Here is a 22,556-nt window from a genome sequence, read left to right as displayed (position 1 = left end):
GGGGACATTATCCCCGCGCCCCTTTTTTGCTGGAAACAGCTTTTCTGACCGGCTTTGGCGGTCTGGCATCTCCCTAAACGCCCAGTATCGGCCCAGTCTCGGACCAGTCTCGCCGCAGGCGAAGGTGGCAAAGAATTGAGGGCGCGCGACGCGGATGATCCCCCGCCGTGGCATCGGAACGGTGCTTATAAAGAAAAGGGGGCAGGTATGACCTGCCCCCGTTTTTGTGTCACAAAACCGGTGTTTGCCGGATCACTTCGGCAAAAGCACGCTGTCGATACGGTGGATCACACCGTTCGAGCCGATGATGTCGGCCTGCGTGACATTGGCCTTGTTCACGCGCACGCCATCGGTGGCGTTGATGTGCACGGTCTGGCCCTGCACGGTTTCCACATCCAGACGCTGGCCTGCCAGTTGGTCCGAGGTTACCGCGCCCGGCACCACATGGTAGGTCAGGATCGATACCAGAGTGTCCTTGTTCTCGGGCAGCAACAGGCTTTCGACAGTGCCGGCTGGCAGGGCGGCAAAGGCAGCATTGGTGGGGGCGAAGACGGTGAAGGGGCCGTCGCCTTTGAGCGTCTCGGCAAGACCGGCAGCGCCGACTGCGGCGACAAGCGTGCTGAACTGGTCGTTGCTGGCCAGGATGTCGACGACATCAGGCTCGGAGGCCATGGGGGCGCAGGCGGCAAGGGTCGCGGCAAATGCAAGCGCTGCTCCGCCTTTGAAGACATTGCGGCGGGTGGCGGATTTCATGGTAAACTGCATAGTATTCTCCCAGTTGATAAAGCATCCCTAAAATCGGACGCCTATCAGAGGTTACGGAGATCGGTTCCCATTGGATCAATTTCGTTCACAATAACACGTCATGCGTGTGATTGATCCGCCGGAACATTTTTGATCCCTGCCAGCCTTGCGGGCTGACAGGGTGGACTGCGGATCAGGATAACGCTGTCTGTCGCGCGGCTTGGCGTGGCAATCAGGCGGTTGCTGGTCTCAGGTTGCCCTTGACCATGCCGCGCGCCGGGGTGCGGGTGTAACGGTCAAGTCCAAGGTCGCTGCTGTCGATCTGCGTGGCGCCGCCCGAGATGAGATCGGCCAGCACCCGTCCCGACCCTGCGGCCATCGTCCAGCCCAGTGTGCCGTGGCCGGTGTTCATGAACAGGTTTGCCACGGGGGTCTTGCCGACAACCGGCGTGCCATCGGGCGTCATCGGGCGCAGGCCGGTCCAGAACTGCGTCTGCCGGGTGTCGCCTGCACCGCCGAAAAGATCCTCGACCGAATGCAGCAATGTGCGCTTGCGCTTTTCACTCAGGGACAGATCGAAACCGGCCAGTTCGGCCATGCCACCCACGCGGATACGGTCGCCAAGGCGGGTAATGGCGATCTTGTGGGTTTCATCCATGACGGTCGATACCGGCGCGCGGGCTTCGTCCACGATGGGCATGGTGATGGAATAGCCCTTCACCGGATAGACCGGCAGGCGCAGGCCCAGGGGCGCGACCAGCCGGGGGGAATAGCTGCCAAGCGCCATGACGAAAGCATCTGCCGTGACGTCGCCCTGCGATGTGGTGACGGACGTGATACGGCCGCCCGCCATGTTCAGGCGATCAATCGATATGCCGTGCCGGAAGGTCACGCCAAGCGCTGCGGCTTTCGCGGCCAGCCCTTGGGTGAACTTGAAGCAATCGCCGGTTTCGTCCCCCGGCAGGCGAAGCCCGCCCACGATCCGGTCGGCTGATGCGCGCAATCCCGGCTCTGCGGCAAGGCAACCGGCCCGGTCCAGCAGTTCGAAGGCAACGCCACCCTGGCGCAACACCTCGATATCCTTTGTGGCGGCATCCAGTTGCTTTTGGGTGCGGAACAGTTGCAGCGTGCCTTGCTGACGCTCGTCAAAGCTGAGGCCGGTGTCGCCGCGCAATGCGGTCAGACAGTCGCGGGAATACTCGGCCAGCCGCACCATGCGCGCCTTGTTCACGGCATAGGCCGCTGTCGTGCAGTTGCCCAGCATCTGCGCCATCCAGCGCAGTTTCGTCATGTCCAGTTTCGGCTGGATGATCAGGGGCGCGTGCTCCATGAAAATCCATTTCAATGCCTTGAGGGGGATGCCCGGCGCAGCCCAGGGCGAGGAATAGCCGGGGCTGATCTCGCCCGCATTGGCGAAAGAGGTTTCCAGCGCTGCGGCGGGCTGGCGATCAATCACGGTCACCTCATGCCCGGCCTGCGCCAGATACCAGGCCGAAGTTACCCCGATGACGCCAGAGCCAAGAACCACGATCTTCATGCCAGATCCCTTCCGATAGGACAGATGTCAGATTGCGCGGCATCATAGGCATCCCGTTGGAAATGTTCTGGCGATTGTCATGCCGGAAACCCAAGTTTTCCGAAGAAAACACGACATTAGTGCCGATAGATGGAACAATCTTCGAACTTATTCGATGTCTTGCGAATTATCGACGGACGATTCAAGGAATCGCCGGCGATCTGCCCGCCGCGCTGTTTCGGCTTGGCAAGGGCTGCCTCAGCCGTAGTCCTGCGGGGTGATCTTCATCGTGCGGATGCGCGAATAAAGTGTCGTGGGTTGCACCCCCAGAAGGGCTGCGGCGCCATCGGGGCCCGACACCTTTCCCCCGGTTTCGCGCAGGCAGGCCACCAGGTTGTCGCGTATCGCCTGCTGGATCTCGGCCTCGGTCCGGATGGCTTGTGGCGCGGGTGTGCGGACCGGCGCATCATTGCCCAGTTCAACCATCAGCTTGCCCCCGGTAGACAGGATCGCGGCGCGTTCGATCACGTTCCGCAATTCGCGCACATTGCCCGGCCAGCGATAGGCGCAGAGGCGTTCCATGATGCGTTCGGTGATCACGGTGCGGGGCCGGTTCATCCGTTTGCAGGCGATATCCAGAAGATGCACCGCCAGTTCGGGGATATCCTCGGGCCGGTCGCGCAGCGGGGTGCAGGTGATCGGAAAGACATTCAGGAAAAGCCACAGATCCTCGCGCATGCGCCCGGCGGCAACCTCGTGTTCCAGGTTCTTCGTCGTGGCGGCGATCACGCGAATGTCGATCTGGCGCACCCGCGTATCACCCAGGCGCGACACCTCGCCCGCCTGAAGCGCGTGCAAAAGCCTGCCCTGCTGTTCCAGCGGCAGTTCCGAGACGTCATCCAGAAACAATGTGCCGCCATGGGCCAGTTCCAGCTTGCCGGGCTTGTCGCGCAGCGCCCCGGGAAAGGCGCCACGCATCTGCCCGAACAATTCCGCCTCGGTCGCGTCGGCGGTCACTGATCCGCATTTGAAATGGATCAGCGGGCGGCGGCGGCGCGGGCTGTCGCTGTGGATGGCGGTGGCGACCAGCGCCTTGCCGGTTCCGGCCTCGCCGGTGATCAGAACCGTCGCGTCAGTCTGGGCGACCAGCCCGATCTTGGTGACAAGCTGGCGGATCGCGGGCGAACGGCCGATGATGTCATGATGCGCCCGCTCGGATGTGATCGCCTCTTGCAGATAGGCGTTTTCCTGTTCGAGCCGGTCGCGCAGGGCGGCGACCTCTTCCATCGCCTCGCGCAGTTTGCGTTCGTTTTCCTTGCGCTCGGTGATGTCGCGGAAGATGACCACGGCACCGGCCAGCACCTTCTGGTCATAGATCGGGGTCGAGACATATTCGACGCGGATCGGCTTGCCATCCTTGCGCCAGAATACCTCGTCCTCGATCCGGGCGACCTGTTCGAAGCGGAAGGACTGGTAGATCGGGCAGTCATGCGAATGATAGACCTCGCCATCCAGATGGTGATGGTGGATCACCGAATGGATGTCCTGCCCCAGCAGATCCTCTGCGGTCCAGCCCAGCATTTCCTGTGCCGCGCGGTTCAGGAATGTGGTCTTGCCGTCGGCATTGACCCCGTAGATGCCTTCGCCCGCCGCGTTCAGGATCAGCTGGTTCTGCCGTTCCAGTTCGGAAAAGAACCCCTGCGCGCGCCGCCATTCCAGCAGGCCCGAGCGGTGCAACTCGGCCGCTTCGGCGATGCGGTCATGCCGCTCCATCTCATCCAGGTCCAGAACGGTCAGCAGCAGATGCGAGGGGTTGTCTTCCAGCAGCCGCCCCCGGATCTCGCAGCGCAGGGGTGTGCCGCCCGCCGTCGCCAGGGTGATGTCGCGGCTCCAGGCTTCGCCGCGATGGGCGATTTCATCCACGAAAACGATGAATTGCGGCAGTGTCGCACCGACCAGCGGCGAGAATGTTGTCTCCGGGTCCTGTGGAAGATCCAGCAGGGCGCGTGCACGGCTGTTGGCGGCGACTGTCCTGTCCTCGGCCAGGTCGATCAGCAGCGCAGCCTCGGACAGGGCATTGAGCAGGGAATCGGGAGGGGTGTGAAGATCAAGCATGATCCAATCAGGCCCGCTGCGGCGCAGCATGGCAATACGAAAAATCGTAAATTATGAAATATCGTAAAGCAATCCAGGGTGTATTTGAGTATAAGCTATTAATATTAATTAGAAAAAATTAATGCCTAACTTTTGTGCGTGCCCCTTTTGTGATGCACCCTCCCTGTCAGAATATGGGTCAACAACACCTGACCGAGAGGACCTGACATGACCATGAAGAGCCTAGGCAACCCGTTTTCCGAAAATTCGGATCTGCGACACGGCGCCGCTTGCGGATGCGACAGCTGCAAAAGCGCGCAGCACAACCATGCGACCGAGGTCATGTCGTCGGAAGCGATGATGGAACGCGCGGTGGAAAGCGCGATCGTCCGCTCGGTCTTCGGGCACAGCGACATCGGTCGACGGTCCTTCATGGGCATGATGGGGGGCGGAACGGTGGCCGCGGCGCTGGCCTCGGTGTTCCCGATCGACAAGGCCAAGGCTGCGATCCTCGACAATCTGGGCACGCCCGAAAAGACAGACCTGAATATCGGCTTCGTGCCGATCACCTGCGCCACGCCCATCATCATGGCGCAGCCGCTGGGCTTTTATGAGCGTTACGGCCTGAACGCGAGCGTCATCAAGACCGCTGGCTGGGCCGTTGCGCGCGACAAGTCGCTGTCGGGTGAATATGACGCCAGCCACATGCTGACGCCGATGCCGCTGGCGATGACACTGGGCGCGGGTTCGGTCGCACAGCCCTACATCATGCCTGCCGTGGAAAACATCAACGGCCAGGCCATCGTTCTGTCGAACCAGCACCTGGACAAGCGCGATCCCAAGATGTGGAAGGGCATGACCTTCGGTGTGCCTTTCGAATATTCGATGCACAACTTCCTGCTGCGTTATTACGTGGCCGAGTTCGGCCTGGACCCCGACAAGGACATCCAGATCCGCGTGGTCCCGCCACCCGAGATGGTCGCCAACCTGCGGGCCGGCAACCTTGACGGCTATCTGTCGCCCGACCCGTTCAACCAGCGCGCTGTCTGGGAAGGCATCGGCTTCATCCACATGCTGACGAAAGAGATCTGGGACGGTCACCCCTGCTGCGCCTTCGCGGCACCCCTGTCCTTTGCCGAGCAACTGCCCAACACCTATGGCGCGCTGCTGAAGTCGATCATCGACGCCACGCAATACGCCTCGAACCCGGAGAACCGGAAAGAGATCTCTGCCGCCATCGCGCCGACCAATTACCTCAACCAGCCGGTCGAGGTGATCGAGCAGGTCCTGACAGGGATCTACGCCGATGGTCTGGGCGAGGTGAAGAACGTGCCCGACCGGATCGATTTCGATCCGTTCCCCTGGCATTCGATGGGTGTGTGGATCCTGACGCAGATGAAGCGCTGGGGCTACATCGAGAACGAGATCGACTACAAGGCCGTGGCCGAGCAGGTCTATCTGGCGGCTGACGCCAAGAAGGTCATGAACGACCTGGGCTATGCCGCACCTGATGTGACCTACAAATCCCATGTCATCATGGGCAAGACCTTCGATCCCGCACAGCCCGAAGCCTATGTGAAAAGCTTCGCGATCGGGAGGGGCTGATCAATGCCCTCCCTGTCACTGAACCAGCGCGCCTTGCTGCTGTCGGTGGTCATGCTTGTTGTCGGCCTCCTGGTATGGGAGGCCGCCATTCCCGCGCAAAAGGCGGTGGGCGAGCTGACCGAATACGAGCGGCTGACCGGCGGCGGTGTGCCCAAGGCTGGTGTGCCGCCACCCAGCCAGGTCATCGCCAAGGCCTGGGAAGAACTGTCGAACCCCTTCTATGACGCGGGTCCCAACGACAAGGGGATCGGCATCCAGATCGGATATTCCATCTATCGCGTTCTGTCGGGCTACCTGATGGCCGCCGTGGTTGCCATTCCGCTGGGTTTTCTGATCGGAATGTCGCCCGTGGCCTACAAGGCGCTGAACCCGTTCATCCAGGTGCTGCGCCCGATCTCGCCGCTGGCCTGGATGCCGCTGGCGCTGTTCATCATCCAGGACAGCGAGGCCAGTGCGATCTTCGTGATCTTCATCTGCTCGATCTGGCCGATGCTGATCAACACGGCCTTCGGCGTGGCCGGTGTCCGGCAGGATTGGGTCAATGTGGCGCGCACCCATGAGCTGGGGCATCTCAAGACCGCCTTTACCGTGATCCTGCCCGCGGCCGCGCCGACCATCGTGACGGGGATGCGGATCTCGATCGGGATTGCCTGGCTGGTGATCGTCGCGGCCGAGATGCTCGTGGGCGGAACCGGCATCGGTTACTACGTCTGGAACGAGTGGAACAACCTCGACCTCACCTCGGTCATCTTCTCGATCCTGATGATCGGCGTCGTCGGCATGATGCTGGATGCGGCTTTTGCCTCGCTCCAGCGTGCCGTGGCCTATGCGGAATAAGGAGAGTTCCCGATGACAAAACCGTTTCTGTCGATCGAAAACCTGACCCAGACCTACCCGGACGGGCAGGGCGGCACGATGACCGTCTTCGAGAATGCAACCTTCGGCGTGGAAAAGGGTGAATTCGTCTGCATCCTGGGCCATTCCGGCTGCGGCAAGTCGACCATCATGAACATCCTTGCCGGTCTGGCCGAACCGACCAGCGGTGTGGTGGTGATGGACGGGCGTGAGGTCTCCGGCCCCAGCCTTGATCGTGGCGTGGTGTTCCAGAACTATTCGTTGCTGCCCTGGCTGAGCACGCTCAAGAACGTCAGCTTCGGTGTGGCCGCGCGCCATCCCGAATGGTCCAAGGCCGAGGTGCTGGAGCATTCGCGCAAATATCTGGCCATGGTCGGGCTTGAGGGTGACGTGATCCACCGCAAGCCAAGCCAGTTGTCGGGCGGGATGCGCCAGCGTGTGTCGATTGCGCGGGCCTTTGCCAACCATCCCAAGCTGCTGCTGCTGGATGAACCCTTTGGCGCGCTGGATGCCCTGACGCGGGGCACGATCCAGGACGAGCTGCTGAAGATCTGGGGCGATTCCGGTCAGACGGTGTTCATGATCACCCATGACATCGACGAGGCGATCCTGCTGGCTGACCGTATCTTGCTGATGACCAACGGCCCCTTCGCCCGCGTCGCGGAATCGGTGGAAATCACCATCCCGCGCCCGCGCAACCGGACCGCCATCGTCGAGCATCCCAACTACTATGCGATCCGCAACCATCTGGTGCAATTCCTGGGCAAGCGGTCCAGGGAACTGGCCGGACAGGCGTCGGATGGCGGCACGCACAGCCCCGAGACGGTTCGCATCGACCTGACCGATGCCACCGATGAACCCACACCCGAGCCACGGCTTCGGGCCGTGAACACCTGATACTGACAAGATGAATAACTGGAGGACGACATGAAGGACAATCTGGACATGCCCGCACTGATGACCAAGGAAGACGTGACCACGCTCATCCTGATCGCCAAGAAGAAATCCGGGATGAAATGGGAAGAGATCGCATCGGGCATCGGCATGTCCCCGGTCTGGACCCATTCCGCCTGCATGGGGATGAACGCCATGCCCAAGGCCAAGGCCGAAGCGCTGGTGGCCCTGCTGGACCTACCCGCCGAGGCCGTGTCCGTGCTGGAGGAATACCCGACAAAGATCTGGGAACAGGCCGTGCCGACCGATCCCTGCATCTACCGTCTTTACGAAATCGTGGGCGTCTACGGCCCGACGATGAAGGCGCTGATCCAGGAAGAATTCGGTGACGGTATCATGTCGGCCATCGACTTCGACATGAAGATCAGCCGCGTCGCCAATCCCAAGGGCGACCGCGTCAAGGTCGAGATGTCGGGCAAGTTCCTGGGCTACAACAGCTGGTAATCGGCTGATGCCAACGGGGCGCCGGGCGTGGCCGATGGGTCGCACCCGGCGCCCTTTTCATTTGCGGCTTTCGCCTGTCCGCACACTCTGCAGGCAAATCACTGGTTGCGGCCGGGTAATTTCCGGGGTGCGCGCCTTGGCTTTCCGGACCTCAGCGGTTACGGGGGGCAGGCACGAACATGGACCCGGCCCACAGGTGCCGGGTGGCTCTTCCAGCCGCCGATCCGCTGGACAACGCTAGACAGGGACCGCGCCACGCCTTCGGGCAAGGATCAGACCGGGCGCGCAGGTAAGCTGAATGATATCACTGGACGCCTATCGCCGGCAGTGGACGGGCAATATCCGCGCTGACCTTCTTTCAGGGCTGGTCGTGGCGCTGGCCCTCATCCCCGAGGCCATCGCCTTTTCGATCATCGCGGGCGTGGACCCCAAGATCGGGCTTTACGCCAGCTTTTCCATCGCGGTGATCACCGCGATCACCGGCGGGCGGCCCGGCATGATCTCGGCCGCGACAGCGGCGACGGCCGTGCTGATGGTCACGCTGGTGCGCGATTACGGTCTGGAATACCTGCTGGCCGCCACCGTTCTGGCCGGTCTGATCCAGATCGGGGCGGGGATCCTGAAACTGGGTTTCGTGATGCGCTACGTGTCGAAATCCGTGATGACGGGCTTCGTCAATGCGCTGGCGATCCTGATCTTCATGGCGCAACTGCCCGAACTGGATCCGCGCGCGGTGCCATGGATCACCTATGTGCTGGTCGCGGCCGGTCTTGCCATCATCTACCTTTTTCCGCTGCTGACGCGCGCGATCCCCTCGCCCTTGGTGACGATCCTGGTGCTGACCGCCCTGGTCTGGGCGCTGGGCATGGATGTGCGTACTGTCGGCGACATGGGCGCCTTGCCCGATACGCTGCCGGTGTTCCTGATCCCGGACATTCCGCTGACACTTGAGACACTGATGATCATCCTGCCCTATTCGATCGCGGTTGCGGTTGTGGGGCTGCTGGAAAGCCTGATGACACAGAATATCGTGGATGATCTGACCGACACCAAGTCCAGCCGCACCCAGGAATGTATCGGTCAGGGCCTGGCCAATACCGCCACGGGCTTTATCGGCGGCATGGCAGGCTGCGCCATGATCGGCCAGTCGATCATCAACGTCAAATCCGGCGGGCGGGGGCGGTTGTCGTCCTTCGTGGCCGGGGTGTTCCTGCTGATCCTGGTGGTGGGCCTGGGCGATCTGGTCAGCATCATTCCCATGGCGGCACTGGTTGCGATCATGATCATGGTCTCGGTCGGGACCTTCTCATGGTCGTCGATCAAGGCCCTTGGCACGCATCCGCGATCCTCCTCGATCGTCATGCTCGCGACCGTCGCGACCGTTGTCTATACGCATAACCTGGCGATTGGCGTGCTGGTCGGCGTGCTGCTGTCGGGCATTTTCTTCGCGGGCAAGATCGCGCAACTGTTCAAGGTCACCTCGACCATTTCAAGGGATGGCACGGAACGCACCTATGTGGTCGAGGGGCAGCTGTTCTATGGCTCGGTCGAGGATTTCATGAACGCCTTCGATTTCCGCGAGGCGCTGGAGCGTGTCGTGATCGACGTCAGCCGCGCGCATATCTGGGATATTTCCAGTGTCCAGGCGCTGGACATGGCCGTTCTCAAGTTCCGCCGAGACGGCGCGGAGGTCGAGATCGTGGGCATGAACGCGGCGTCTGAAACCATCGTTGACCAGCTTGCCCTGCATGACAAGCCAGGCGCGATGGACAAGCTGATCGCGCATTGAGGGAGGGCATATCATGACTGACAAGATCATCGCGCTGGTGGACGGCTCCATCTATTCCGAAAGCGTCTGCGATCACGCCGCCTGGATCGCAAGCCGGACAGAAGCGCCGGTAGAGCTGATCCATGTCCTGGGGCGACGCGAGGCCCCCGCGCAGCATGACCTGTCAGGCTCGATCAGGCTGGGCGCCCGCTCGCAATTGCTTGAGGAACTCGCCGCGCTTGACGCACAGCGCGCCAAGCTGATCAGCCACCGCGGCCGCGCTATCCTGGATGATGCCCGCGCCATTCTCGAGAAAGATGGCGTGACCGAGATCACCACCCGCCTGCGTCACGGCGACATCGTCGAGGCCGTGGCCGAGGTCGAGGGCGATGCCCGCGTCATCCTGATCGGCAAGCGTGGCGAGGCGGCGGATTTCGCACGTGGCCATCTGGGATCAAATCTGGAACGCATCGTGCGCGCCAGTCATAAACCCGTCTTCGTGGCGTCCCGCGCCTTCCGGCCGATCCGCAAGGTGCTTGTGGCCTATGATGGCGGCACATCGGCGATGAAGGCGGTGGATCACATTGCCCGCAGCCCCCTGTTTCAGGGGCTGGAACTGCATGTCGTGACCGTGGGCGCGCCCACCCCGGAGGCGGCGAAGGGGCTGGCGGATGCCAAGGCTCTGCTCAGGGCCGCCGGTCTGGTCGTCGACACCGCGATCCTGCCGGGGCAGCCCGAAACCGCGCTGTCCCGCCTGGTCGAAGAGGCGCCGTTCGACATGCTGGTGATGGGCGCTTACGGGCACAGCCGTATCCGCAGCCTGATCATCGGATCGACCACGACGGCGATGATCCGCTCTTGCAAGGTGCCTGTCATTCTGATGCGGTAGGCCAGGAACGGACCCGACACCGCAACATCAGGCAAGGCCTGATGCTGCGCGCCAGCGGCCCGATGCCGATGCGCCCTGACGGCGGCGCGTGTTGAAAGGGCGGGGCTGTGACTTTCCTTGATTTCCTGCGCGAGAACGCCCGCTGGCTGGCCGCAGGGTTCCTGCTGACGTTCGCATCCAGTTTCGGGCAGACCTTCTTCATCTCGGTCTTCGCCAGCGAGATCCGCAGCGCCTTCGATCTGAGCCATGGGGCCTGGGGCGCGGTTTACGCCACCGCGACCATGGGATCGGCGGCCGTCATGCTGCTGGCAGGCGGGCTGACGGATCGTTTCCGCGTGCGCCATATCGGGGTGGTGGTTCTGGCAGGGCTCGCCTGCGCCGGCATCGCCATGGCCCATGCTACCCAGGTCTGGATGCTGGTCATCGTGATCTTCCTGCTGCGGCTGTTCGGGCAGGGGCTGATGGGCCATACCGCGATGGTCGCCATGGCGCGCTGGTTCGTGGCGACGCGGGGGCGCGCGGTATCGGTCGCGGGGCTTGGCGTCGCGCTGGGCGAGGCGATGTTGCCGATCGTCTTCGCAGCGGCCCTGACCCTTGGCGATTGGCGCAACCTCTGGCTTGTGGCGGCCTGCGCCCTGTTGGCGCTGGTACCCGTGCTCTGGGTTTTGCTGCGGCAGGAACGCACCCCGCAATCCTTTGCCCAGTCCACGGGCGCCGCTGGCATCGGCGGGCGGATGTGGACCCGCACCGAGGTGCTGCGCCACCCGGTCTTCTGGTTGATGCTGCCCGCCCTGATGGGCCCCGCTGCCTGGAACACGGCCTTTTTCTTTCAGCAGGTCCACCTGGCCGAGGCAAAAGGTTGGGGGCATGTCGCGCTTGTGGCGCTGTTTCCGCTGTTCACGGCGACAAGCGTCGGGTTCATGCTGTTGTCCGGCGGGCTGGTTGACCGCTTTGGCAGCACCCGTCTGGCCGGGGTCTATCTTGTGCCGCTGGCCCTGGGCTATCTGGGGTTTTCGCTGGCCGGTGGCATCGGCGCGGGTGCCCTGTCCATCATGCTGATGGGCGCAGGGGTCGGCATGCATGTCACGATGATGGCGACCTTCTGGGCCGAGGCTTATGGAACCCGCCACCTGGGTTCGATCCGCGCGATGATGGCCGCGATCATGGTGCTGGGAACCGCGATCGGCCCCGCCCTGACAGGCGCGCTGATCGATCTTGGGATCGACTTCCCGGCGCAGAGCCTTGGGATCGGGCTGTATTTCGCCCTCGCCTCTGCGCTGGCGGGGCTTGCCGGACGCGGGGCGCAGGCGCGAAGCTGACCCAAGCGGCGATGCATCCGACCCTCCCCAATTCCGGCAGGTTGGGCTATGGGTTTCATGGCCCTTCTGCGGTAGCGGCTGACGGTCTCCGGCGGGCCGATCGCATACCTGCGCCTTACCCGGGACGTGCAGGCCACCCAAAGGTGCAGGCTTGACCTGAATCAAGGCGCCCCGGCGCATCTGCCGCAATCCTGATCGCAAGGCGGACCATCCTGGGGAGGAGGGGCAGGCCATGACATTCGACATCATTCGCAAGGCGGCAGCGCCCGCGCAGGACCCGCAATCGGCGGCCCCCCCGGATTGGGACGCGCTGATCGAAGGGCTGCCGCAGGGCAGGATCAATATCGCGCATGAGGCATTGGATCGTCACCTGGCGGCCGGTCACGGCGCGCAGACCGCGTTGCGCTGGTTGTCGAAAGACACAGGTCAGCACGACATCACCTATGCCGCGCTGGCCGGGATGTCGTCGCGCCTGGCCAATGTGCTTTGTGCCCATGGGCTTGTCCCCGGTGACAGGGTCTTCGGGTTGCTGGGACGCCAGCCTGCGCTTTATGCCACGGCCTTGGGCACGCTGAAGGCGGGCATGATCTTTACGCCGCTGTTCTCGGCATTCGGGCCCGAACCGATCCTGACCCGCATGCAGATCGCCGACTGCACCGCGCTGGTCACGACCGCCGCGATCTACACCCGCAAGATCGCGCCCCTGCGCGATCAGGTCCCCGGTCTGAAACTGGTGCTGGTCACAGATGACGATGCGCCAGAGGGTTGTGTTGCCCTTGGTCCCGCGCTGGAGGCGGCCTCGGCGGAATTCACCACCTTTCCCGCCGATCCGGAAACGCCGGCGCTGATCCATTTCACATCCGGCACCACGGGGCGGCCCAAGGGGGCGGTGCATGTCCATGGCGCGGTCAGGTATCACGCGTTTTCGGGGCGCCATGCGCTGGGGCTGGAACCCGGCACGGTCTACTGGTGCACGGCTGATCCGGGGTGGGTCACGGGCACCTCCTACGGGATCATCGCGCCTTTGGTGAACCGTGCCGTCACGATCGTGGATGAGGCCGAATTCGACCTGGAACGCTGGTACCAGACCATTGCCAGCCAGAAGGTCGCGGTGTGGTATTCCGCCCCGACGGCCATCCGCATGATGATGCGTGCAGGCGAGGACGCGGCGCGCGGGCATGACTTTTCATCGCTGCGCTTTCTGGCCAGCGTGGGCGAGCCTTTGAACCCCGAGGCCGTGGTCTGGTCGCACAAGGTCTTCGGCAAGCCGTTTCATGACAATTGGTGGCAGACCGAAACCGGCGGCATCATGATCGCCAATACCGCCGCCATGGATATCAAGCCCGGCTCCATGGGCAAGCCGCTGCCGGGTATCGTGGCGGGGATTGTCGAGACTGCCGATGGCACCGTCACCGAACTCGGCACGGGCCAGATCGGCGAGTTGGCCCTGCGGCCCGGCTGGCCCTCGATGATGCGGGCCTACCTGCACGAAGAGGCGCGATATGCTAAGGCGTTCCGCGATGGATGGTATCTGTCCGGTGATCTCGCGATGCGGGACGAGGACGGGTATTACTGGTTCGTGGGGCGCGCCGATGACCTGATCAAATCCTCGGGCCACCTGATCGGCCCATTCGAGGTCGAAAGCGCCCTGATCGAACATGACGCGGTGGCCGAGGCGGCCGTGATCGGCCTGCCCGACGACACCGCGGGCGAGGTGGTCAAGGCCTTTGTCACGCTGAACCCCGGTTTTGATCCATCCGAAGCGCTGGAGCGTGACATTCGCGGCCACGCCCGCAAGCGGCTGGGCGCCGCCGTAGCCCCGCGCGCGGTCGTGTTCCGCAACACCCTGCCCAAGACGCGGTCCGGCAAGATCATGCGCCGCCTGCTGAAGGCGCGCGAACTGGGTCTGCCCGAAGGGGATATTTCCACGCTGGAGACTGATGAGACATGAGCACGTCAGACAAGCCGAAACTGGACCGGGCGCATGTGTTGATGCTGCTGCGTCACATGATCCGTATCCGCCGCTTCGAACAGGGCTGCGCGGAACTCTACACGCAAGAGAAAATTCGCGGCTTCCTGCATCTCTATGACGGGGAAGAGGCGATCGCGGCCGGGGTCATACCCGTTCTGACCGATCAGGACAGGATCGTCGGCACCTACCGTGAACATGGTCATGCGCTGGTGCGGGGCGTGCCGATGAACACGGTCATGGCCGAGATGTTCGGCAAGGCCACGGGCTGTTCCGGCGGGCGCGGCGGGTCGATGCACCTGTTCGATGCGGCGACCAATTTCTATGGTGGCAATGCCATCGTCGGCGGCGGTCTTCCCTTGGCGGCCGGCCTGGCGCTGGCTGACCGGCTGCGTGGCGATGATCGCGTGACCGCTTGTTTCTTCGGTGAAGGCGCCGTGGCCGAGGGCGAGTTTCACGAGACCATGAACCTTGCCCGGCTCTGGTCGCTGCCGGTCCTGTTCGTGTGCGAAAACAACGGCTACGCCATGGGGTCGGCATTGGCGCGCACGGAATCCCAGGTCGATATCCAGGCCAAGGCGGCAGCCTACGGCGTCACGGCACAGCGCGTTGACGGCATGGATGTGGTGGCCGTTGAAGTGGCCGCGCGCAAGGCGATCGCAGCTATCCGCGCGACGGGACAGCCGGTGTTTCTGGAATGCGCCACCTATCGTTTCCGCGCGCATTCGATGTTCGACGCCCAGCTTTACCGCGACAAGCAGGAGGTCGAGGCATGGCGCAAGAAAGGCCCGATCCTGCGGTTCCAGGGCTGGCTTGTGGAAAACGGGTTGATCCACCGCGACGATGTGGACCGGATCGAGGCCGAGGTTGATGCGGAAATCGACGCCGCCACAGCCTTTGCCGAAGCCGCGCCTTGGGAGCCGGTCGAGCACCTGTCCCGGCACGTTCTGGGGCCGCAACCTGCGCCGCCCACGCCCGCCGCACCATCGGGCCGCACGGTCGAGACGACCTATCGCGAAGCCGTGAAAGAGGCCATTCGCGACGCGATGACACGCGACGACCGTGTGTTCCTGATGGGCGAGGATGTGGGCGCCTATGGCGGCTGCTACGCGGTATCCAAGGGGCTGATGCAGGAGTTCGGGCAGGACCGTATCCGCGACACGCCGCTCAGTGAATCCGGTTTTGTCGGGGCCGGTATCGGCGCGGCGGCCGCCGGAATGCGCCCCATCGTCGAGGTGATGACGGTGAACTTCAGCCTGCTGGCGCTTGATCAGATCATGAACACGGCTGCCACGATCCGGCACATGTCGGGCGGTCAGTTCGGCGTGCCCGTGGTGATCCGCATGGCGACCGGCGCGGGCAAGCAACTGGCGGCACAGCATTCCCACAGTCTTGAAGGCTGGTACGCCCATATTCCGGGCCTCAAGGTTCTGGCCCCTGCCACGGTCGAGGATGCGCGCGGGATGCTGTGGACCGCGCTGGACGATCCCGATCCGGTCCTGATCTTCGAAAACGTGATGCTCTACAACATGACGGGCCGGATCGACGAGGCGGCCGGGCCGGTGGATATCAGCCGGGCCCTGGTGCGGCGCGAAGGCCGTGATCTGAGCCTGATCACCTATGGCTGGTCGCTTTGGAAAACCCTTGAGGCCGCCGAGGTGCTGGAAGCCGAAGGTATTTCCGCCGAGGTGATCGACCTGCGCAGCCTGCGCCCGCTTGATGACGCCACGATCATGGCCTCGGTCACGAAGACACGGCGCGCGGTGGTCGTGGACGAGGGCTGGCGCAGCGGATCCCTGGCCGCTGAAATCATGGCGCGGATCTCCGAACAGGCGTTCTGGTCGCTGGACGCCCCGCTGGGGCGTGTCTGCTCGGAAGAGGTGCCGATCCCCTATCCCGCGCATCTGGAACAGGCCGCCATTCCGCAGGTTGACAAGATCGTGGCTGCGGCCCGCGCGCAGATGGGGCGCTGACATGGGTCTGTTCACCATGCCATCGCTGGGCGCCGACATGGAGGCGGGACAGCTTGTCGAATGGCTTGTTGCCCCCGGCGACACGGTCAGGCGCGGTGATGTGGTGGCCGTGGTCGAAACCCAGAAAGGCGCGATCGAGGTCGAGACATTCGAAAGCGGCAGGGTGGACCGCCTGATCGCCACGATAGGACAGGAATTGCCGGTTGGCGCGCCGATGGCCGTGATCCTGGCGCAGGGTGAGGTGGACCCGGACGCTGACAGCCAAGCGGTGTCGCCCGCAGCCCCCGCAGCCCCCGCTGTTGGTGAACCCCGTGCCGCACCGCTATCCGCCATTGCCTTGCCAGAGGTCGGGGCGCTTGGGGAAGGTGTTCGGGCATCGCCCGCGGCGCGCGCCCGGGCACGGGCGCTGGGCATCGACCTGGGCGGGCTTGCAGGGCGCGGTCCGGGCGGGGCGATCGTGCTGGCTGATGTCGAGGATGCGGCCCGCGCCGCCAGGGACACAGGTGTCGCGCCAAACTCCGGGGTCCGGCCAGCCCCAGGGGCCGAGATGCGCCGCGCCATCGCGGCGGCCATGACACGATCAAAGCAGACGATACCGCATGTCTACCTGTCCCAGTCCATCGACATCCAGGATGTCATGGACCGGCTGAAACAGGACAATGCCGCACGCCCGCCTGACGCACGCATCCTGCCGGGGGCAGTCTTTCTGCGCGCCACGGCGCGGGCCGCGGTGGATGTGCCGGATATCAACGGCCACTGGGTCGAGGACGGGTTTCGCCCGGCCGATACCGTGAACGCCGGCTTCGCCATTGCGCTGCGTGGCGGGGGGCTGGTGGCACCCGCCCTGATGGGGGCCGAAACCCTGTCGCTGTCACAGACAATGCAAGGCATGCGCGATCTGGTCAGCCGGGCGCGCGCCGGGCGGTTGCGTGTGTCCGAGGTGACGATGGGCACATTGACCCTGTCGAGCCTGGGCGAGACCGGGGCCGAGGCGATGACCGGCGTAATCTTTCCGCCGCAGGTGGCGCTGATCGGCATCGGTGCGCCACAGGTCCGGCCATGGGTGGTGGCCGGGGCCGTGGTGCCGCGCCTTCTGATCACACTGACCGTATCGGCCGATCATCGCGCCGTCGACGGACGGCAGGTGTCACGCTTCATCGCGGCGTTCGAAACCCATCTTCACAGCCCGGAGGCATCATGACAAAGGACGACATAAGGGCCTGTTTCCTGGAGGAGCTGACCAGGGTGGCCCCTGATATCGACCCTGAAACGGTCGGGCCCGGCGCGCATCTGCAGGATGATCTTGGTCTTGATTCCATGGATATCCTGAACCTGGTGGCGGCCCTGCATGCAAGGCTTGGCATCGACATTCCCGAAGACAGCTACCCTGAAATCGCGACACTGACCCGCGCCGTGGACTGGATCGCGCGCCAGCTTGGCTAGGGGGCACGTCAAGGGGCCGCACCCTGCGCGTCCACGGTTTCCGGCACGCTTTGATCTGCGACAAGGTGGCCGTTCCGTCGTTCATCTATGATTTTAAATGTGATCGAGGGGATCACATCAAGGAGGAGAACAGACATGAGACGTTTCAGTGCAGTGGCTTTCTCGGTTGTACTTGGTGCATTGCCCTTGGCCGTTCAGGCCGATGGGTTGTCGATCGGCGAGGCCGAATACATGAACAGTTGCGCGCAGTGCCACGGCCCTGCGGGCAAGGGGGATGGTGTCATTTCAGGGTTTCTGAACACGAAGCTGCCGGATCTGACCCAGATCCAGAAGAACAACGGCGGTGTTTTCCCAGTGTCGGCGGTCTATTCGACCATTGATGGTCAGTCCGCATCCGGGGCCCATGGCAGAGCCGACATGCCGGCATGGGGTATGCGCTATTCCCGCGCAGCGCCGAGAAGCCTGGGTTTCTATTATGGCCCCGATGATGAGGAAACCTTCATCCGCACGCGCATTCTGGCCCTGGTCGAATTCATCTCGTCAATCCAGGAATAAGCGTGCTTTCGCGGCTGGCCGATCAGCCGGCATCGGCGGTCGGTTCGTTGCCAATGGCGTGGCAAGACTTGAGGGGGTATTGCCCGTGAACGCAAAGCGCGAAGGCGATCCTGACACCGTCGCGATCGCCTTCGCCAAAGGTCGTGGGGTAAACGGGCGGCCAGGGCTCTGTGCTGCAAAAGCGGCCTGATGTCGTCTGGCCTGACGCGGTAACGGGCTGCGTTCTGAAACCGGGATATGAAAGAGCAGGCAGATGGCGTGGGTCGAATTCGGTGTCGTGATCTGCCTGTTCCTGCTGTCGCACGCGCTGCCGGTGCGCCCGCCGCTGCGGCCTTGGCTTGTTGCGCGGCTGGGCGCGGGCGGTTTCACGCTGATCTATTCGCTGCTGTCACTGGCCCTGCTGGTCTGGCTGATCTCTGCGGCCGGGCGCATGCCCCACGTGCCGCTTTGGGATACGGCCCCCTGGCAAAGGCATCTGCCGATCCTTGCGATGGGGCCAGCCTGCCTGATCCTCGGCTTTTCACTCGCAAGGCCCAACCCCTTTTCCTTCGGTGGCGCATCTGATGCGGATTTCGATCCGGCAAGGCCGGGGATCATCCGCTGGATGCGTCATCCGGTGCCGGTTGCGCTGATAATCTGGGCGGGGGCGCATCTTGTCGCCAATGGTGATCTGGCGCATGTGCTGCTGTTCGGCCTTTTCCTGGTGTTCGCGCTGGCGGGCACGGTGATGATCGACCGGAGACGCCAGCATCAGATGGGCGCGCGGTGGCAGGCCCTTGCCGCCATGGTCGCTGCCGGCCCGGCCTGGCCAAAGCCGGTCAGCCGGACGGGTGCCGCGCTGCGCCTTTTTCTGGGGCTTTGCCTTTACGCGCTGCTGCTGGCGCTGCATCCCGCGGCAATCGGCGTCTCGCCCTGGCCCTGAAATCCGCGTTTTCCTGCGCCACTGGATGCGATCGCGGCTTTCCTTTTGGTTTCAAAACAGGAAGACTCCCGCGACAGGAACGGACAGTGCTTCGCGACGGCCCGCGTTTCAGAAGGCGCAGAACAATGCCATCGCAAGGCAGGTATGAGGGGCAGGGATTACCAGTGAACGATACAATCAAGAACATGCGACCCTGGCAGCGCCGCGAGCGCGAAGAGCAGATCAGGGCCATTGCGCTGGCGCAACTGACCGCGCCGCGCGAGGGCTTCGACCCCTTCGTCTATATCGACGAACTGGAATTGCTGTCGCCGGCGCGGCGCCGGACGGTGGAAAACCTCGAGGCCACGATCATGCTGTGCCTTGGTGCGCGCCTGCGCCCGACACGGACAAAGCAATTGCTTGGATTTCTGCGTGAAAAGCGGGAAGAGAATGGTGAACTGGCGCAATTCACCGAGTTCGACGCCTTTCTGAAGGAAGCCATCGGCAGCGATGTTCTGGTAGCGCATGATTTTGCACCTAGTGTTTTCGCGTCCATGGACCATGACGCGATCTGGAACGACCTGAGGGGCACGGTCGCCCGCCTGAGCGATCTGGGGCCGGGCGTTTTCCTGAACTCCGGCACGCTTCTGGGTGTGACCCGCGACAAGGCGCTGATCGCGCATGATGACGACATTGATCTGGCTTTCGTGATGAAGGCGCAGGACGCAGCCGGGGCCGCGCGCGAATGGATCGAACTGCGTGGCAAGCTGATCAGCATGGGATTGTTCTCGAAAGAACATTACAATCCCAAGAATGTTGCCATCCTCAAGGCGACATCGGCAGGCGATTACATGGTTGATCTGTTCCCCGCCTGGGTCGAGGATGGGCGCGTCTACGTCTATCCGCATACCTGTGGTGAGCTGGATGTGGCGCAGGTTTTGCCGACCAGGCCATGCGCGGTGACGGGCCTGCCCGTGCCGGCAGAACCCGAGGCGATGCTTGCCATCAACTACGGGGCGGGGTGGCAGGTGTCCGATCCCTACTACAAATTCCCCTGGGCGAAGGCCAAGCGCAAGTTCGCGGCCTTTCTTGACGCGGTAGAGCGTGAGAACAAGCAAGCCTGAGCTGCCCCCGCGAAAGGGGGCTGCCGCCAGCCTGCTACATACAGATTGCGCCGCGCGGTCTTGTCAGGACGACATCTTGCTGCGTAGCGTGCTGATCATGCGTGCGTTATCCAGCGCGATGACGCTCTGATCCGCAAAGACCTGCGCCAGGGCAGTGGTTTGCGCGCTGAACGGCCGGACGTTCTGACGGTAGATCGTGAAGGCGCCCACCAGCCGGTCGCCCGACATCATCGGGATCGCCACGAAGGATCGCGCGCCACCAAGAACCGCGGTGGCATGGCGCAGCGGATCGTCGGTCTGGAAGATTTCTTCGGCCTGAACATCATAGATGTTCACGATGCCATGTCCGGTAAAGACCCGTCCCAGGCCTGTGCGTGGACTGACCCGGAAGATGTCTTGCGCCTCCAGCCAGTCGCGGAAGGGTTGCGGGATGCCGCGGGAATGGCTGGCGGCGAACTGCCCCTCGCCATGGTGGTCGAACAGGATGCCGAATTCCGCCTCGCACAGGTCGAGGGCGAAGCCCAGTATCGCCGACATGACCCTGTCGATATCCCCGCGCGAACGGCTGATGATACGCAGCACCTCGGCCAGTGTCTGCTCGCGGCGGATCGCCTCCTCCAGGCTCAGCGCCAGTTCCGAGATCACGGCGGCATGGTCTGTCTGCACCTCGGCCGAGGGAAATGCCCCGACAAGCCGGGCATGCAGGTCAAGCTTGGACGAGACTTCGAGCTTGCGATAGATCGTGGCCAGATGGGTACGCACCGTTGATGGGGCGATGCACAGCCGCGCCGCGATCGCCTGGTAGGTGTCGCCCTGCGCGTATGCGGTGGCGATCTCGATTTCGCGCGGGCTGAGGATTTCATCGGGCGACAGGGTCACGCCAATTTCCTTTTACTGAGACGCCCTGCCATTCTGTTGGAAGCGCCGCAATCAGGCAATCCTGCAGTTGCAGTAGAAGATTACTACAGGTTGCGGGCGCAAAATACAGCATATGCCGGACTGCTGCAGCCTGCGGAAAGGCGTAACATGCCCCGTGATGACGCGGAGGACGGACAGATGAGCAAGGCACAGACATCACGCGGCCCGGCCGGGGCATGCAAGACAGGCGACGGGTGGACTGATGATGCCGCCCTGCGCCAGCCGGGGTGCGCGTGATGCGTTGGCGTATTCTTGCCCTGCTCTTTGCCGCCCGTGTTGGCCTGGGGCTGCAGTTTCAGACCATGGGGTCGGTCGGTACGAACCTTTCGGATACATTCGGGCTTGATAATGCCCAGATCGGTCTGATGATCGGACTGTTCATGGCGCCGGGTCTGTTCCTGGCCTTGCCCGCCGGATTTGTCGGCCGTTTCGCCTCGGATCGCATGTGGGCCGGGTTGGGGCTGATGTGCCTGGCCTTGGGGGGCGCCATAACGGCGCTGGCGGCTGGCCCCACATTCATCGGTTTGGGGCGCGCCCTGGCCGGTGCCGGGTTTCTGTTCTCCACGCTGTATTTCACCAAGATGACGGCGGACTGGTTCGAGGGCCGCGAGATCGCAACGGCGATGAGCATCCTCGTGATGAGCTGGCCCTTCGGCATTGCCATGGGGCAGGTCGGGCATACCTGGCTTGCGGGGCTTTACGGCTGGCGCATGCCCTTCGCGGTGGCGTCGGTCTATTGCCTGCTGGCGGCCATTGCCGTGTTCACCCTCTATCGTTCACGCGAGGATCTGCCGACACTGGTGTCAAGCCGGATCAAGGGCCTTTTGCCGCGCGAGGTGGGTTTGATCCTCTGTGCCGGCATCGCCTGGGGCGTGTTCAATGCAGGCTATGTCGTCTATCTCAGCTTCGGCCCTTCCATGCTTGAGGCGCAGGGGATGAACATCCTGGCCGCCGCGTCGATCATCAGCGTCGGCAGTTGGGTCATGATCCTGTCAGGCGCAGCCTGCGGCCAGATCGCTGACCGGTTCGGACGCCGTGACACGATCCTGACCGTCTGCATGTTCAGCGCGGTCCTGGCGATGATGCTGCTCAGCATGCCGGGCGCGGGTCTTGCCGCAAGCCTGATCTTCGGCCTGCTCGGGATGGCGCCCGCCGGGGTGATCATGGCGCTGGCTGGCCAGGCTGTCGCGCCGGAACGGCGCGCCCTTGGCATGGGCGTGTTCTTCACGGTCTACTATGCGATCATGGCGGCAAGCCCGCCGATGGCCGGCTGGATCCTTGATCGTACTGGCGCACCCGCTGATGCCATCCTGTTCGGGGCCGTGCTGTTTGCCCTTGTTCTGCCTGCCGCCTTCCTGTTCCGGATGCTCAAGGCCAGGGCCATTGCGGCCAGCGTTCAGACGGGCGCATGACGCCCGCAACCACAGCCCGCAACCCCAGCCCGTAACCCAAGCCAGCAAACCCGGTTTTGGGGCGGCGAAAGGT

Annotated in this window: 19 protein-coding genes and 1 other annotated feature; of the genes, 15 read left to right on the top strand and 4 right to left on the bottom strand. The window is 63.4% G+C overall.

The window, feature by feature from the left end; translation table 11 throughout:
- Positions 1 to 252: 252 nt before the first annotated feature.
- From ACFQ3C_RS07005 to ACFQ3C_RS06995, 3 genes are all read right to left on the bottom strand, one after another.
- Positions 253 to 765, bottom strand: a complete 513-nt coding sequence (locus ACFQ3C_RS07005) for a fasciclin domain-containing protein (RefSeq protein WP_380789873.1) — start codon at positions 763 to 765, stop codon at positions 253 to 255.
- A 211-nt stretch (positions 766 to 976) separates the two neighbouring features.
- Positions 977 to 2,281, bottom strand: a complete 1,305-nt coding sequence (locus ACFQ3C_RS07000; protein ID WP_380789872.1) for a D-amino acid dehydrogenase — start codon at positions 2,279 to 2,281, stop codon at positions 977 to 979.
- 237 nt (positions 2,282 to 2,518) lie between these two features.
- Positions 2,519 to 4,375: a sigma 54-interacting transcriptional regulator gene (locus tag ACFQ3C_RS06995; RefSeq protein ID WP_380789871.1), complete on the bottom strand. Its 1,857-nt coding sequence runs from the start codon at positions 4,373 to 4,375 to the stop codon at positions 2,519 to 2,521.
- 207 nt (positions 4,376 to 4,582) lie between these two features.
- Here ACFQ3C_RS06995 and ACFQ3C_RS06990 point away from each other — a divergent pair, with 207 nt between their 5' ends.
- From ACFQ3C_RS06990 to ACFQ3C_RS06925, 14 genes are all read left to right on the top strand, one after another.
- Positions 4,583 to 5,959: a CmpA/NrtA family ABC transporter substrate-binding protein gene (locus ACFQ3C_RS06990; RefSeq protein WP_380789870.1), complete on the top strand. Its 1,377-nt coding sequence runs from the start codon at positions 4,583 to 4,585 to the stop codon at positions 5,957 to 5,959.
- Positions 5,960 to 5,962: 3 nt separating this feature from the next.
- Positions 5,963 to 6,796, top strand: a complete 834-nt coding sequence (ntrB, locus tag ACFQ3C_RS06985; protein ID WP_380789868.1) for a nitrate ABC transporter permease — start codon at positions 5,963 to 5,965, stop codon at positions 6,794 to 6,796.
- 12 nt (positions 6,797 to 6,808) lie between these two features.
- Positions 6,809 to 7,711 carry an ABC transporter ATP-binding protein gene (locus ACFQ3C_RS06980; protein ID WP_380789867.1) on the top strand — a complete coding sequence of 301 codons (903 nt, stop codon included), beginning with the start codon at positions 6,809 to 6,811 and terminating at the stop codon, positions 7,709 to 7,711.
- Positions 7,712 to 7,741: 30 nt separating this feature from the next.
- The gene (cynS, locus tag ACFQ3C_RS06975) at positions 7,742 to 8,212 is read left to right on the top strand and encodes a cyanase (protein ID WP_380789865.1); all 471 of its coding nucleotides are present in this window, start codon (positions 7,742 to 7,744) and stop codon (positions 8,210 to 8,212) included.
- Between the two features lie 178 nt (positions 8,213 to 8,390).
- Positions 8,391 to 8,449 (top strand) — a sequence feature (sul1 is cis-regulatory element that is thought to sense ions involved in sulfur or methionine metabolism; They are found in Alphaproteobacteria).
- 61 nt (positions 8,450 to 8,510) lie between these two features.
- Positions 8,511 to 10,001 carry a SulP family inorganic anion transporter gene (locus ACFQ3C_RS06970; protein WP_380789864.1) on the top strand — a complete coding sequence of 497 codons (1,491 nt, stop codon included), beginning with the start codon at positions 8,511 to 8,513 and terminating at the stop codon, positions 9,999 to 10,001.
- Positions 10,002 to 10,014: 13 nt separating this feature from the next.
- Positions 10,015 to 10,869: a universal stress protein gene (locus ACFQ3C_RS06965; protein ID WP_380789863.1), complete on the top strand. Its 855-nt coding sequence runs from the start codon at positions 10,015 to 10,017 to the stop codon at positions 10,867 to 10,869.
- A gap of 107 nt (positions 10,870 to 10,976) precedes the next feature.
- Positions 10,977 to 12,188: an MFS transporter gene (locus ACFQ3C_RS06960; RefSeq protein WP_380789862.1), complete on the top strand. Its 1,212-nt coding sequence runs from the start codon at positions 10,977 to 10,979 to the stop codon at positions 12,186 to 12,188.
- Positions 12,189 to 12,420: 232 nt separating this feature from the next.
- Entirely contained in the window at positions 12,421 to 14,139 is a 1,719-nt protein-coding gene (gene acsA / locus ACFQ3C_RS06955; RefSeq protein WP_380789861.1) for an acetate--CoA ligase, read from the top strand.
- The gene (gene pdhA / locus ACFQ3C_RS06950) at positions 14,136 to 16,130 is read left to right on the top strand and encodes a pyruvate dehydrogenase (acetyl-transferring) E1 component subunit alpha (protein ID WP_380789860.1); all 1,995 of its coding nucleotides are present in this window, start codon (positions 14,136 to 14,138) and stop codon (positions 16,128 to 16,130) included. The genes acsA and pdhA overlap by 4 nt, the downstream gene beginning before the upstream one ends.
- Position 16,131: 1 nt before the next feature.
- Entirely contained in the window at positions 16,132 to 17,331 is a 1,200-nt protein-coding gene (locus tag ACFQ3C_RS06945) for a dihydrolipoamide acetyltransferase family protein (protein WP_380789859.1), read from the top strand.
- Positions 17,328 to 17,573, top strand: coding sequence for an acyl carrier protein (locus ACFQ3C_RS06940; RefSeq protein WP_380789857.1), 246 nt, complete (start codon positions 17,328 to 17,330; stop codon positions 17,571 to 17,573). Before ACFQ3C_RS06945 ends, ACFQ3C_RS06940 begins: the two co-directional genes overlap by 4 nt.
- A 135-nt stretch (positions 17,574 to 17,708) precedes the next feature.
- Positions 17,709 to 18,128 (top strand): c-type cytochrome, encoded by a 420-nt coding sequence (locus tag ACFQ3C_RS06935; RefSeq protein WP_380789856.1) that lies wholly within the window; start codon positions 17,709 to 17,711, stop codon positions 18,126 to 18,128.
- 253 nt (positions 18,129 to 18,381) lie between these two features.
- Complete coding sequence (locus tag ACFQ3C_RS06930; RefSeq protein ID WP_380789855.1) at positions 18,382 to 19,050, top strand: NnrU family protein; 669 nt, start codon at positions 18,382 to 18,384, stop codon at positions 19,048 to 19,050.
- Positions 19,051 to 19,214: 164 nt separating this feature from the next.
- On the top strand, positions 19,215 to 20,153 hold the full coding sequence (locus tag ACFQ3C_RS06925; protein WP_380789854.1) for a hypothetical protein: 939 nt from the start codon (positions 19,215 to 19,217) through the stop codon (positions 20,151 to 20,153).
- Between the two features lie 63 nt (positions 20,154 to 20,216).
- On the opposite strand, the gene ACFQ3C_RS06920 is transcribed toward ACFQ3C_RS06925, so the two are convergent.
- Positions 20,217 to 21,032 (bottom strand): LuxR C-terminal-related transcriptional regulator, encoded by an 816-nt coding sequence (locus tag ACFQ3C_RS06920; protein WP_380789853.1) that lies wholly within the window; start codon positions 21,030 to 21,032, stop codon positions 20,217 to 20,219.
- Between the two features lie 275 nt (positions 21,033 to 21,307).
- On the opposite strand from ACFQ3C_RS06920, the gene ACFQ3C_RS06915 reads away from it, so the two are divergent.
- Positions 21,308 to 22,483: an MFS transporter gene (locus tag ACFQ3C_RS06915; protein ID WP_380789852.1), complete on the top strand. Its 1,176-nt coding sequence runs from the start codon at positions 21,308 to 21,310 to the stop codon at positions 22,481 to 22,483.
- Positions 22,484 to 22,556: the final 73 nt, after the last annotated feature.

The sequence above is a fragment of the Seohaeicola saemankumensis genome (assembly GCF_042678485.1).
Classification (GTDB): domain Bacteria; phylum Pseudomonadota; class Alphaproteobacteria; order Rhodobacterales; family Rhodobacteraceae; genus Seohaeicola; species Seohaeicola saemankumensis.
Note: the sequence above shows the minus strand (reverse complement) of the source record. Positions and strands in the feature narration are given on the sequence as shown.